Raw genomic sequence first — 13,792 nt, forward strand, 5'->3', positions numbered from 1 at the left:
CAGCAATTACATCTACAGACCTGGATATCCCGCTTTAAGAGCTCCCTCCAATACCAGCCCACAAGAGATGAGTATCGATGATTTTCGCATCGCCTCTTCAGTGGGCTATCAATCAATTCCCTGGTTCCGAGGGCCAGTTTTTCCTCTCACTCATTGTCGGTATCGGGTTCATCCTCTGTGAGTGGCTACTCTGGAGACTCTCGCGGGTTGCAAAGCGTGACTATCCATTTCGCCTCGTAAATATCGGTCTCTTCATCGCGAGTCTGATTCTCATTGGAGTCAGTGGCAGTCTTTTCGTCATCATCTGGGAACAGACGAATCAAGCGAAAGAAGGTGTAAAAGCACTCGGCGCAGTCAGAAAGACCGGATTTCAGATCGTGCTGACATTTGGTGTATGTGTCGCAGCGTACGTGAGTTCTGGGATGGTTGATCGGGTCGTCGACCGACTCTTACAACAGACCGAGGAGATCACACGGCATCAGGCAAAGATTGTTTCGCGATTGTCTATTATCGGTGTATATCTCGTAGGTTTTGTCGCCATATTGGGTGTCTGGAAAATAAACCTCCAAGGGTTATTTGTGGGTGCTGGACTGCTTGGTGCTGCAATCGGATTAGCAGCGAATGAAACGCTTGGGTCACTGCTCGCTGGCTTTCAACTCATGTTCTCCCGGCCGTTCGAGATCGGCGACTGGGTACAGATTGGTGAGCACGAGGGGATCGTGACTGATATCACGATTTTCACAACGCGTATTGAGACGTTTGAGGGAAAATATGTTATGCTCCCAAATGACTTTGTGAGTAGTAGTACACTCATCAATATCGGGCGGAAGGGACGCCTTCGACTCAATGTTGAAGTTGGAGTAGATTACGAAGCAGATCCTGATTATGCGATGGATATCGCAAAGGAGGCAATGAAGGGTGTCGATGATATCCTAACGGTACCCAGTCCAGACGTGGTGTTAAAACAGCTAGGAGATTCTGCAGTACTGCTCGAGCTCCGGTTCTGGATCGAGAAACCAAGTAGTCGTCGGAAATGGCGAGCAGTGACCGCCGTGGTTCGAGCTGTCAAACTCGCTTATGACCGAGAAGGAATCAAAATTCCATATCCTCAGCAGGAGGTGTCGGCTCGGAAAGAAGCCGGTGGGTTTCGGGTGGTCGATGGCGAATCAACGGTTACAATTCCCGAACAAGATTGAGCAAGTCAATCAAGATTGTCCCATAAAAAAGTATGCCGAACCAATGGCACACAGAGTTTAAGATTCGTTCTCAACAACTTGGCTTTTTTAGAAGAGTATCGTCTTTAGAGTCTGTCGACTCTGTCCGGACGTATTTTGTTGTTCCATGAGTCGTACCGATCACCTCGGTAAGATCTCCTCTGTACTCAACGTGGACTGTATCGCCATCTTGTTTGATCATCTCGTACACCTGACGTGGCGTTCGAGTAGTTATCCCCCGCTTTCAGTCCGAAACCCAATTTCCTCAATACAACGGCAATCATCATATTGGGAGTCGTAGTCGAGGGTCACACATTCGACTTTATACCGTGCCATGTGATAACTCCATAATAAGATGTTAGAGTTCACGAACAGTAAAGACTGGTACCTACAACATAGACAACACATTTTGAAAAGAGATTATCAACTAGAATGTCCCGGCCTGAGAAGAAGTTCGAGATGATAGCACTCAGAATAGCAAATTGTTCGACCTGTGCCCAGTTCTGTGCCATCACGTCAGGACACCTATCTCCTTGGTCGCCACAACATTTGTGTCAGTAATAATTCCTCCACAAACGAGATGCGTGTTTGGTATTGGAGTCCTCATCGCCTTTGTCCCAGGTGCAATCGCGCTCATTATTTCGACCAGTCCTAACAGCATTTATATACTGGTTCGCAATGTGAGCGATGGGCAATCGTCGGAAGTGTTGGCCGCACTGGTGTCTTCAAAAGGAAGTATTATCCATACAACAGCTGCTGTACTTGGATTGTCAGCTATCCTGCGGACATCTACACGGGCATACTCGATTGTCAAATTTGTTGTCGAAGCGTATCTCCTCTATCTCGTAATGAAGACATTCCGACATACCGATGTGTTTGACATTACGACAGAGAGTACTAGCTACACGCCACGCGAGTCTTTTCGTAGTGCTCTTATGAGATAACGTGGGCACTGCAGCACCTGATGTGGTATTGACTGACAGTACTCAGTCGTTCTCAAAGGAAATCTGATCGTCTTTGTTTCGAACAGTAGCACAAAGCATTTACCGATCCCTAATAAGGTACAGAATGCGGTGCGTTCGCTAATGATCCCTGAATGGGTCTTCAACGTGGGTCTGGTGCCATCACTCCTGATCCACTATTACCCCTACCCACACCCTCCTTCCTGTTCGAACGCGTGCTATTCTCTGGCCGAGCAAAGACGATCGTTGTGTTATCTCAGTACCCAAATCGAAGTATTTTGTCTTGAAACAACAGTAATGTGGTCTGAATCGACTTTATCTCTATAGAAAATACAGCGAGAGTACTACGGGTCATCCGACGCGGGGTAGTTCACCCCGTCTTTGCGTTGATTGTCTGGGTTGTACTAGGAGTTTCTGCTTTGCTTGTTGTGAGTACTGGCGAGCAAAATTCTCGACAGTTGCTGTGGTCTATTTTTCTTCGAGGAGAGAATCCCGCCGTTTACGGCGTTAACGAGACGGGTTGCGTCTCGTTCGCACACCAGAACGCGAAGCGTTCTGGGGACGGGAGTGAATCCGACAACTCCTACGTAATCTACCGCCGATGGCAGATCGTATATTCAACGCCAATCCGTAGCATTAGGTAACTGGTTCGATATTGGCTATGTATGGCGATTGAGGTCACACGTACCTACGTTGGTTCCATCCAGAACTACCAACAGGTCTGCGATGGCCTCGACTCGCTCGGAAACTCCGCCTCGAAACTCTGGAACGTCGCACGATGGACAGCAGACCGCGTGTGGGATACAATCGGTGAGATTCCCGATGAAGGGCCCGCTGAAAGCGTATATGAAGTACCAAAGCGTGCTGGAAAGACCTGAACGCACAATCCAGTCAGAAAGTCATCAAAGAACTTTCCGACGCTTTACAGTCATGATTCGACCTGCGACAGAAAGACGACATGGCGAATCCACCCGGCTACCGCAAATACGGCGACACTCGTCCACGCAGTACGGTCACGTTTAAAGCGGACGGCTTCAAACACGACTCCGAGAACAACAGAGTCCGACTCTCGAAAGGCTCGAACCTCAAAGAACATTTCTCGGACTTCATCCTCTGCGAACTTCATCCTCTGCGAGTACCAAACCCACCCGGATGTAGACTTCTCAGAAGTCAACAAGGTACAGAACGTTCAGGCAGTCTGGAACCGCGACGAGTGGGAACTGCACTTTGTCTGCAAAGTCGAACTCGAAACCGACGACTCTGCAGGCGACGAAGTGGCCGGAATCGACCTCGGCATCAAGAATATCGCCACAGTCGCGTTCCCCAACGAGTACGTTCTGCACCCCGGCAATTCACTCAAGCAAGACAAGCACTACTTCACACGTGCAGAGTACGACACAGAAGGCGAAAACGGCCCGTCCGAGAAGTCGATGTGGGCACGCCAAAAACTCGCAGACCGTGAGACGCACTTCTACCACACTCTTGCAGACAGCATCATCACCGAATGTGTTGAACGCGGTGTCGGCACGCTCGCGGTGAGTTGGCCCGAGAACGTTCGTGATTCGGACTGGGGAAAGACGGGGAACAAGAAGTTGCATTCATGGGCGTTTGACCGCATCTACCAGTACCTCACGTACAAAGGCGAGGAGCACGGCGTCGAGGTGTTGAAAGAGAACGAGTGGGACACCTCACAGACCTGCTCACGGTGTGGCGACGACACGAGTCGAACCGTGTCGAACGTGGCCTGTCTGTCTGCTCGTCGTGTGGATTAGCCGGGAATGCGGATTGCAACGCGGCGGAGAACATGCGGCAGAAGATAACTCCAAGTCCTCACGGCGAGGATAGGAGTAACGGCTGTGTGGCACAGCCACCGACATACGTGTTCGACCGCGAGAGCGGGGTGTTTCGCACGAGAGAGCAGGTCGTGTCGTAGACCGGAAAATATCCCTCCTGCGGGACGGGAAGCCCCAGCGTTTACGCCAGGGAGGATGTCACTGGTGACTGTAGCCTGGTAGTTACGGCGTTCCATGGGTGAAGGAATTGTCGAGGTACCTACGAACAATAAACGTGAAAACTCGACTTTCTTATTACTCTGAATTTTCGAGTCGTGATCGAAGATACGCGCCGACGCCAGCAAGTCCACCAATCGTGGTGAGTACTCCAAAACCTGGCTGTCCATCGGAGTTCGTAGTACTCGTACTGGTCGTTTGAATTGTTGACTCTCCCGTAGTCGTCTTGCCTGTCCTTGTGGTCGTCGTTTTAGACATCGTCAATTGCCTAGTGGTGGATGTAGAAGCGGTTGTGACCTCTGAACTCGTCCCGGTGGTAGTCGTTTCTTGAACCGTTGTTGTTTTGGTTGTCGTCGCCGTCTCCGTCCCTGTCGTTGGCTCGGTTGTTGTTTGGGTCGAGGGTTCAGTTATTGTTGTAGTTGGTTCAGACCCGGAACCAAGAACGTGGAAGTCTGCATATTCTGTGTACATCCAATCGAGGGTCGACATCATCGGATACGTCGTAATGAATGCTCGTCCATCAGAAATAACGGGTGATCGAGCGGTAGGGCCATAATCATCAATCTCCCAACTCCCGAATGAGTAGTCCCACTTCTGATCTCCGGATAGTGGGTCGAGAGCAGCGATTAGTGCGTCTCCATCATCCTGTTCTGGGGTTGTTCGCCCAGGAACGTAGAGTGTCTCACCACCAACTGTTGGCGTGGAAGAAAGCTCTGCACTGATCTCTGTCCTCCATGCTACCTCGCCCGACTTTGCGTTGACTGCCCGGATCGAATTTCCAACTCCGAAAAACACGTGTCCGTGAGCGACTGTCAGTCGGGACCCCCACCATTCATCTTTAAATCCAAGTGGATATTCCCACTGAACTGTCCCATCGCTCGTGGACCTCGCTTTCACCACCGGCTCGTTGTCGTCTTTACTTCCAATGCCATACACGAGGCTATCGACGGCTGTTTGTATCCAGTCTTCATCAGCAGAGACATCCCAGAGAACAGAGCCATCGTCGGCTTGGAGTGCGACCCCATCCGCAGTGAGGACAATTCCATCAGTATAACACGCAGTTCCATCAACTCCGTCGGTTGTCCAGATACTGTCACCAGTCGAGGGATCTAGTTGAGCAATACTTCCAGAGATGTCAACATAGAGCCGACCGTCCGCAACGAGTGCATTCGATAGACCGGCCGACGCAGATTTGTGCCACTTCTGTTTGCCGCTGTTGCTATCAAGCGCGAAGAATCCAGATGCTTCGGCATCCTCGGAACCGTGGGTGTTGAAAAAGATGGTGTCCCCACTGATTGTCGGTGTCCCCGGGCGAGCGATCCCATCGTGCTTCCAAACTGTGGTCTTTTGCTCCAGATCAAAGGCAGCTACATAGCCCTTGCTGACTGAAGGGGTGTGTGCCGTTGTTACAGCTAAATACACGGTCCCATTATCGACAACCGGTTCTGCGGTGTGCATTCCACCGTCCATATCAAATGACCATTCGGTAGTGACATTTGATCCTGGACCAGGATCGGTGGTTGCGCCAGTTCGTCCCGGATTTCCACGAGGCATCGTCCATGTATCGCTATATCCGTCAGCAGCTTTTGTGGATGGAGTGAACTGTGATCCAACCGCAAGTGTTGTGCCAAGAACGCCAGCCGTTTTTAAGAATCCCCGCCGAGTTCTAGATTTCATGACGAATTCTTTTCCTCAAATATGTATAAGTTTTGTGTGAATATTCAGGGCCTTGACTACGAGACACACCCATTGGAAGGGAGACATGGAACCAATAATAACGACGAGGAGCAAAGAAAAGGAGAAAGCCTTTGTTGGGTGCGTAATGATATCCGACTGCCTTGGTAGCTCAGGCTGGCAGAGCAACTCCTTTGTAAGGAGTCGGTCGGGAGTTCAAATCTCTCCTAAGGCTTTCCATCGAATTCTGGACAACAGAGTATGAGAGGAGTTCTAGAGGATTGTTTAAAGTCAATTTGAGCTATTCTTTGCCGCGCACCGTAACCTCCGCCTCATCCGTATCATCGCTCGCCTCGTCTGCGCTATCTTCGACTGTCTCATTGGCTTTTTCAGCGGCTTCCTCTGCTGTCTCTTTCGCATCATCGAGCGTCTCCGTCGCTTCCCGTTTCTCAACGTGCTCACGGAGTGTTTTCTCGATATGATCTCAGAACTGCGGTTGACTTAGCGTTCGTTCAAGTGCTATGACAAACGTACTACAGAGACGATGGGGCAGCGATGGGTGCTATATCCGAAGAGACCAACGAACCGCCCAGTGGTGGGTGTGAGAAACCCCGTGATTGAGGACGGGGAGGATCTCACCTTCTGGCGTGGTAGTGGATGAGCTTCGATTCAGTCGTCGATTTTGATGGTTCATTATACAACCACTCGACCGTCTCGTCAACGTTCTTCTTCAGTTCGTCGTAGCTGATTTCTCCCTGGTTGTACTGCTCAACCCATGTCCGCTCAATATGGTAGTAAGCCAGCGGCTCATTGTAGCCTTCTTGGATGGTGGCATGAAGAGTGTTTGTCTGCCAGCCATCTTCGACTCCTGCAGCAAATGCTTCGATGATCATATCCATCTCTTCGTGTTGAGCATTTGCGTCGCCCAAATACTGCGTGGCATAGATCACAGATGGGTTCCCAGTATGATGGGAGTAGTGAACCACAGTGATACCACTCGATTCGATTTCTGCGAGGAACTTCTTTCGATATCTATCTTCGCCCTTAACAGAAGTCGTGGTCGTTGTTTCGTCAGACGTTGTCTGTGGCGATTCGGATGTAGTTGCAGCTGTCAATGTTGAGGTCTGCGTTGGGTCTTGTGTTGTAGTAGTTCGTGTCCCTGCAGTAGTTGTGCCATCAGTAGAGGCTGAATCGCCACTCGATGAATCACTATTCGAATCATCACTCGATGTGTCGTCAGTTGACGAATTGGAACTCGTTGCCGATTCGTCGGTCGTTGCGGCGTCACCGTCGTCTGTTGAGTCTTCGATTGGCTCTTGGGTTGTCACCGAGGATGATTTGTCGGTCGATGTATCCTTTCCTGCCTTTTCAGCCGTGGTGGTCGAATCGCTTTTCGACGAGTCGGAACTGTGCCCGCTTTCGGACGTATCTATATTCGACGACACGGTGGTTGAGTCCGCTACCGTTGCTGTGCCCTCACTATTGGTTGTGGTTGCTGTATTGTCGGCTGCAATCTCCGATGTCGTTTTACTATCATGTGTACTCGTAGTTGTTTCGTTATCAATAGTACCGAATGATGAACAACCAGCTCCAAGAACCATTATGATAACAGCTATAATTGTAATTTTCCGATTTACGCTCATATATCACGATCTCGTCTTATCTGGATAAGTATATCCAGTATTGGTTATTAAGCATTTATGGATAACAAATTACCATTCTGCTCGGTGGGTCATGGATATGGTTGGGGTGACCTCCTCCTCGGCGGAAACGCGGAGGCCTTTCACGAGCCGAGACCCGCTGGTTTGGGAACTTACGTTTGTAAACCGATAGGATACTGGCAGGGCCACGCTGCCGTTATTCCTATCCGGCAGTGGGGTCATGGTTCTGCCCTGCTGACTCGGAAGTATCTTGGTTATCTTACGTCAGTTAGCATCCAGTACAGCCACTGACCACGTAAATCTACTGTGCGGCGATTCACGCCCGCCGTCGACGGCGGGATTCTCTCGCCTCAAAAAGATAGATTTCCCAGTTCACGAATTACGTTGAAACACGTAGTGGCAGACAGGACACTTTCGTTCGAGATCATCGATCACGCAACTACTTGTCTTACCGGTCCATCGACAGTCAGGACATTGAGTGAGGCCAGTTCCCATTTCCTCTCTAAATGACCTCCTATAACAACTAGTTTAGGTATGTGAAAGTATCCAGAATTCGACAACCGAATGCCTGTCGAAGAGAAGTTAAAATAGATAGTGTCGAATCAAGAAAGAAGTAGTTTTTACGATGGAATGTGAGAAGATAGGTGTGTCTCGGTTCACCGCTTCGCTCGGTCTTCTCGCTCTCCTCCTCATAGCGACAGTACTGCCCGCACAGGTAGCCGCAATATCGGCAGCTGACAGTACCCAGCTCACGTCGACGCCGGATCAAGTTGAAACGGTGCCACTCGCTCGCAACAATTCCTCGGTTCATCATGAAGATCCCGACGATGCCCAATCTGAGGAAGATCTCTCTGGTCTTGAAGCATATCTTGCCGGTCAGTTATCCTCACGTCTCGGGGGGAGCTCGGTCCAAATCGAACAAGGGCAGTATCAGAAGGCCCGTTCGGTATTAGGAGATGATTATAACGATCTCCTAGGTAAGTACGTCGAGGTCTCCGGACAGACAGAGGGAACAAAGGACGACCAGACTGCAGAAACGCTCAAAAACACTCAAAAGAACCAGCAAACATACGTCTCGAAAGTTCAGCGCTATCGGACACTTCATGATCGATATCAACGAGCAAAACAGAACGGAAACGATGGAAAAGCTCGAAATCTCGCTCGAAAGCTCAACCGACTGGCGCGACAAATCAATCAAAAGAGTGGCAATCTGACGTCAAATTACAATCAGCTCTCGAACCGCACGAACGTCAGTACAGACAAAGAAAAACAACGGATTCAGAACGTCACACAGAACATCTCTACCCAGCAAACTGAAGTACGCGAAACGGAGTTCATTAAAACTAATCTGTCAGTCTCGCTTGAGTCAGATCAAGTATCGTTTCTTGAGCCGATTACTGTTACTGGCCAGTTGACGAATGAAGACGGGGAGGCAATTGAAAACAAGTCGATTTTCCTTCTGATGGGAGAGAATCGTACGAAACGAACTGATTACCGGACCGACGAGGATGGTGAGTTCACATTGACTGGACGACCAGCAGTAACAGCGCTTGGTAGCCAGTCATTCCGTGTCGAGTACCGACCGCGAAACGACACTATCTATCTCGGCTCGAACGATTCAGTTCAAGCGACAGTCTCACAGGTCGAAGGAAACATTTCGATCTCGTCACACACACAACGAGTCGGATACAACGATACAGTGTCGGTGTCGGGACGCGTTCAAGCAGACGAAATCGTCGCAGCCGATGTTCCGGTCGCCATCTATGCTGGTAACGTTCAGCTTGGAACGACTCGTACCGCACAGAATGGTACGTTCTCATTTACACGTTCTCTTCCCACTAATGTACCTGCGAATACCCGTAAGATTCGCGTATCCTTCCCGTTCCACAATCGTTCCCTCACTGCAGCAAACGCAACGGCGCCGGTCACTATCGACACATCAAAAACTACACTCACGCTTTCAGGATCGAAAGGGAAACCAAAAACCGTCGACTTCTCTGGACAGCTCAAGACCAAATCTGGGCAATCACTTGCTGGTCAACGGGTACAGATCTTCACTAACGGAACACAGGTAGCAACCACACGGACAAACAAAAACGGGTCTTATCGAATCTCAGCAGCGATTCCAGCAGCACTCCTTTCCTCGAACGGCAATACCACGTTTGTCGCACGTTTCAATGGCCGAGGAAAGAACGTCGAATCAGCACGCGCTTCGACAACGATTTTGGGTTCATCCGTTGAAAGTGATTCACTGCTGCCGATACCACGTCGTTGGTTAGGGTTGGGAATCGCCGGAATCGGAGTCCTGGCCGCCCTCGGTGGATATCTCTTCTTGCGCTCGAATGACGATGAAGACGAGGAGACGGTAACTGACGATGAGAGTACGCCGGAACCTGATAGTGTTCCCACTACCGAGGAGACGGCATCTGATCCGTCACCATCCGCGATGGCGTTCCTTGATCGTGCCCGCTCGGCACGCGACGACGGAGAGTTTGAAAGAGCTGTCGAGATGGGGTATGCAGCAACTCGAAACCGCTTTGCAAGCGTTGTTCCGACGACCGCATTGACTCACTGGGAGTTCTATAACGCTTGCCAGGAAGCTGATGTCGGCGATGAGACGCTATCTACCATCGGTGATGTGACCGAACGGTACGAACGGGCGGCATTCGCGACGAATCGCGTGGGTCGTGAAACGGCGACAGCCGTCATTGACGCTGTAAGTTCGCTGGTCGGAAACGACAGTGACGGTGATGGCGCAACCAAATGAGTCGTTGTTTCGCCTAGAAGAAATCGTCCAGTTTGGCGTTGATCGTGGTCAATGCCTGTTTCACTTGCGGTGGGGCGATCTGACCGATTTTCGCTTTATACGGGTTTTCACTGGGGTTATAGGTGTACTTCAGTAATTCGGGCCACTTCGTCTCGATGACACTGTTTATCAGGTCATACTCTGGTGGTGAGACTCGCGATCGCTCGACATGCAACCCCGTCAGTAGTAGATCATAGTTCACGAGAGGAGACACTCCTCTTAGTGCAAAGTCCGTTTCCCGTGGTGCCAATGCTCCCCATCGGCCCATCCGCTGCTCCCAGTACAGGAGATTCGCGGGCGACAAGTTGTACTCCTTCGCGTACTCGACTGCACCAGGTAACCATTCTTTGATTTCCTTTCTGACAAACTCACTATCGGGATATTGGAGTTCGTTACAGAAGTGATCCACCAGATTTTCTCCGTTTTCGGGCATCACATAGTTCATCTTGTAAACGGGCCCATTTCCGCTCACATAGAGGTCTTTGTTTACGTCGAAATTATTGTAGAAAAACTGAATGTGTCTTGTCTTAGGTAGGTACCGAGTCCAACAGAGATAGTCGTCGAACGCCGCTCGAAAGTCATCATCGAGCGACCGAGGGTGATGAATCGAATAGTCGAAATCCTGTTCCGTGGCTATCCGCTTTGGTATCTTTACGTCGGGATGTTCACCCTTTCCCCAATCGGAGAACGTATACCAGGTAATGTCCTGGATGATGTCCCGAGAACAAGCGAGTAGCATTCTCGTGTCACGTCCCGCTGTAATCGGGGTGAGGAGGCGGTAGTTGTCGTTGAATGACTTCATCGCTCCTGAAATATGGTCTGCGATGTACTCGGCTGGTGGTCGTTGGATATCCGGCACAAAGAGTGGGCGCCGTGAAACCTCCATCTCGGTAGCGTCGAGCACGTGGTTGGGGAGGACACAGCGGAGGTTTTCAAATACCGTTTTATTCCCGACGAACGCGCTTTCGTTGTCCTTGAACTGCGACGTGTTCATGAACGACGTGACCGCTGAATTCTCTGCCAGTTCGATGTCGACAGAATCGGCCAGCAGTTTTAGCGAGGAGGTGATTAGGCAAGAGTCGGTGTGATAGTAGAGGGATTTGTTCGCGATCGCATCTGGAATGATGGTCGTGGAATCCTCTGTTGAGTGAATAATCACGTAGCGTCCGGTGAGTTCTTGTGAACGACGGAAAATCTCCGTCAACTGCTTGCTCACCGTTTCCATTAACCATTTCCGAATGGTTGGCCCGTTTGGAACGACCACATCTCCGATAATCGCGAGTTCGGCTTCATTATCCGAGACGTGCTGAAAGGGGAGAATCTCGGAGTAGTAAATCTCCAAGTCATCCGAGATGGCTTCGTGTGAAAAACTAGTGGGGAGGGTCGGCTGGAACTGAGGGTCGCAAAGCAAAAACTGGTTCTGATGTCTCACACCCTTGTCCATACTCATGATGTCTTTAATCTCACAACTAATGGTTAAAGCTAACGGCTTATCAGGAGTATGGTAGCGAAAATACACATGCTGTTTGGTGGTTTCCCTCCGTTTTGGTAAGCAACTTGTGTGTTATTGACTCACATCCTATTTCGGACATTTTGTGCTCTCACTAGATTAATTTGATCCTCTCAAATCTATAAACCTTTGATATTCACGATCCACTGGTCGATTGCTGGAGAGAGAAATTAAGTGGCAGACAATGTATGAACTATTGTGAGCTGAGAGACGAACGACCATCTGGAGATGGTGTGGCACACAGATGCACGCACACAGTCCCAAAAGCGGAAGAGATAATCGGCTCTGATGAAATAGACATCCTGAACCAATGGCAGACCAATCTTCGGAGTCGTCATCTTCACTTAAGTCGGTCTCCCGCGGTGCTTCCTTTTTTATGGCTGGCAAAGGGCTCGATAACGCCCTTCGATTCGTTCTCAACTGGGTTCTCGTGCAGGGGCTCGGTGGCGTTCTGTTCAGTGTTTATACTCTTGGATTAGTCGCTCTGACCTTCGCGCAGGTGTTCACCAATCTTGGGACGAACCAGGCCATCATGAAGTTCATCCCAAAGTATGACGATGACCCGCTGAAACGTCGACGGATGCTTGGGCTCTCGTATCTTACGTCGTTGACCGCGGGTATCATATTCGGGGCCGCTCTGTGGTTTGCCGCGCCATTCATCAATGGATATGTCGACCCTGCATATCAGCCGTACTTTACCAACGTTCTGCGTGTGTTTGCCCTGCTACTACCAGTCGATACGCTCATTAGCTGTTTTGGAAGTTTGTTCAAAAGCCTGGAAATGCCCGAATATCAGGTTTTCGTACGGAATATTCTGACACCACTCTTTCGTGTTATCGGGATCAGCATCGCGATTCTTCTTGGATTCGCGCTCGTTGGGACAGTCGCCGCCACAGTCGTCGCTTCACTTCTTGTGTTCTGTATCGCCGTCTATCTGGTCATCTCGAAAACTGACCTGAAACCCAAGCTCGGGGGCTCTCGTTCCGATATCGTTGAGTTCTATGACTTTTCGTTACCCCTTACGCTCAATCACGCTGGACAGGTCCTCGCGAGCAAAGTCGACTTGCTGATGGTTGGATTCCTGGCGAGCGCGTATATCACGACCAAGGATGCCGTCGGCATCTACAAAATCGCGTCCGTGCTTGCTGGGGTTCTTCTCCTTCCACTGAGCGGGTTCAGTCAACTTTTCCCGCCAATCGCCTCTCGCCTCTACAACAATGACAAGATGGGTGATTTGGAGGCGTTGTACCGCCGCATTACCCGCTGGACTTTCACACTGGGACTGTTCCCTGCGGTCGGCGCTGCCGTGTACGCACACGAGCTTTTGGTCCTGTTCAGTGATTCATTCGCCCGGCAAGGGGAGGCCGTCCTGTTGCTGTTCATTGTCGCACAACTCGCCAATGCAAGCGTTGGTCCTTCGGGCTACGTATTGTTGATGACCGACCATCATTACCTCACACTGGTCAATCAGTGGGTCCTTGGCATCTGTAACGTCATTCTCAACTATCTGTTCATCCAGCAATTCGGTCTGATCGGAGCCGCACTTGCGTCTGCGACGGTCATCACGTTCATCAATGTTGTTCGGGTGGTTCAGGTCTGGTATACTGTCCGGCTAATTCCCTACTCTAAGCGGTACATCAAGCCGGTGTTGAGTGGTGGTGTCTCAGCGCTTGCAATGCTTGGTACAAAGTCCTTCCTCGCGGGTTACATGGTGGGAATCGGATCGCCAAAAATCGTTGCGCTCCTTCAGGGCGCGGTTGGCGGCGTCATTGGTCTCGTCGCGTTCGCAGGCGTCCTTTACCTCCTCGGCATCGAACAAGAAGACCAGGACTTCTTCGCGGAAAACCTCCCGACGTAGGCAGTGACACACCGGTGTGCCTCTGACCAGTCACCTATAACCTGTGTAAACAAGTCCCATTCGGCTTCCAGCCACAATCAGAGACGTTTTAATTAGGC

7 protein-coding genes, 1 tRNA gene and 2 pseudogenes are annotated in these 13,792 nt (G+C 50.4%); 6 read left to right on the top strand and 4 right to left on the bottom strand.

All coding sequences use genetic code 11. From position 1 onward, the window contains the following. The first annotated feature begins 77 nt into the window (after positions 1 to 77). The 3 genes and pseudogenes from AC1XDK_RS12105 to AC1XDK_RS12115 all read left to right on the top strand — a co-directional run bounded on the left by AC1XDK_RS12105 (position 78) and on the right by AC1XDK_RS12115 (position 4,109). Positions 78 to 1,196 carry a mechanosensitive ion channel family protein gene (locus AC1XDK_RS12105; protein ID WP_483350154.1) on the top strand — a complete coding sequence of 373 codons (1,119 nt, stop codon included), beginning with the start codon at positions 78 to 80 and terminating at the stop codon, positions 1,194 to 1,196. Positions 1,197 to 1,798: 602 nt separating this feature from the next. Continuing rightward, positions 1,799 to 2,158, top strand: a complete 360-nt coding sequence (locus tag AC1XDK_RS12110; protein ID WP_483350155.1) for a LysE family translocator — start codon at positions 1,799 to 1,801, stop codon at positions 2,156 to 2,158. 683 nt (positions 2,159 to 2,841) lie between these two features. After that, positions 2,842 to 4,109: pseudogene (locus tag AC1XDK_RS12115) on the top strand (RNA-guided endonuclease InsQ/TnpB family protein). Positions 4,110 to 4,263: 154 nt separating this feature from the next. On the opposite strand, the gene AC1XDK_RS12120 reads toward AC1XDK_RS12115, so the two are convergent. After that, a complete protein-coding gene (locus tag AC1XDK_RS12120) occupies positions 4,264 to 5,655 on the bottom strand; it encodes an outer membrane protein assembly factor BamB family protein (protein WP_483350253.1) in 1,392 nt (463 codons plus the stop codon). A gap of 129 nt (positions 5,656 to 5,784) precedes the next feature. Beyond that, positions 5,785 to 5,862, bottom strand: a pseudogene (locus AC1XDK_RS12125) (twin-arginine translocation signal domain-containing protein); the annotation flags it as partial. A gap of 158 nt (positions 5,863 to 6,020) precedes the next feature. Here AC1XDK_RS12125 and AC1XDK_RS12130 point away from each other — a divergent pair. Next, positions 6,021 to 6,094: transfer RNA gene (locus tag AC1XDK_RS12130), tRNA-Thr, on the top strand. Positions 6,095 to 6,494: 400 nt separating this feature from the next. Here AC1XDK_RS12130 and AC1XDK_RS12135 read toward each other — a convergent pair. Beyond that, the gene (locus AC1XDK_RS12135) at positions 6,495 to 7,502 is read right to left on the bottom strand and encodes a DUF8159 domain-containing protein (RefSeq protein ID WP_483350156.1); all 1,008 of its coding nucleotides are present in this window, start codon (positions 7,500 to 7,502) and stop codon (positions 6,495 to 6,497) included. Positions 7,503 to 8,166: 664 nt separating this feature from the next. Between AC1XDK_RS12135 and AC1XDK_RS12140 the strand changes: the two genes are divergently transcribed. Continuing rightward, positions 8,167 to 10,287, top strand: a complete 2,121-nt coding sequence (locus tag AC1XDK_RS12140) for a peptidase associated/transthyretin-like domain-containing protein (protein ID WP_483350157.1) — start codon at positions 8,167 to 8,169, stop codon at positions 10,285 to 10,287. Between the two features lie 13 nt (positions 10,288 to 10,300). Here the strand turns inward: AC1XDK_RS12140 and AC1XDK_RS12145 are convergent, their stop codons facing one another. Next, positions 10,301 to 11,776, bottom strand: coding sequence for a hypothetical protein (locus tag AC1XDK_RS12145; RefSeq protein WP_483350158.1), 1,476 nt, complete (start codon positions 11,774 to 11,776; stop codon positions 10,301 to 10,303). A 370-nt stretch (positions 11,777 to 12,146) separates the two neighbouring features. On the opposite strand from AC1XDK_RS12145, the gene AC1XDK_RS12150 reads away from it, so the two are divergent. After that, positions 12,147 to 13,694: an oligosaccharide flippase family protein gene (locus AC1XDK_RS12150; protein ID WP_483350159.1), complete on the top strand. Its 1,548-nt coding sequence runs from the start codon at positions 12,147 to 12,149 to the stop codon at positions 13,692 to 13,694. The last annotated feature ends 98 nt before the right edge of the window (positions 13,695 to 13,792 follow it).

This window comes from Haladaptatus sp. HS23 (genome assembly GCF_056892285.1).